This window comes from Citrobacter sp. Cpo142, from assembly GCF_030332425.1.
Lineage (GTDB): Bacteria > Pseudomonadota > Gammaproteobacteria > Enterobacterales > Enterobacteriaceae > Citrobacter > Citrobacter portucalensis.
This window is the reverse complement of sequence record NZ_JAOWHW010000022.1, coordinates 1-226: the sequence shown is the minus strand read 5'-3', so window position 1 is coordinate 226 and position 226 is coordinate 1. Positions and strand designations below refer to the sequence as shown.

General features: G+C 51.3%; 1 protein-coding gene. It reads right to left on the bottom strand.

Features of this window, described 5'->3' with window-relative positions:
* On the bottom strand, positions 1 to 180 hold a 180-nt coding region (locus tag OGY18_RS27445), incomplete at its 3' end, for a hypothetical protein (RefSeq protein WP_502873472.1).
* Between the last annotated feature and the right edge of the window lie 46 nt (positions 181 to 226).

Genomic DNA, 226 nt, shown 5'->3' with positions numbered 1-226 from the left:
GTAAATGTTCGTCTCATTCAAAAAACCTCCGCAACCCCATGTTTTCACATAACTGTTGCGTTGACCAATTGAATCTACAGCGGCGTACTTCGCAAAGCTGTCCGACTGAGGTACGCCTTTATCCGTGACAACTCCTGTTGCTGGCGTGTTCGCCTGCTCTGTCGGGTGCTGGATGTTCATCCCAGTGGTTTTTACGCCTGGCTTCAGCAGCCGCATTCACAACGCC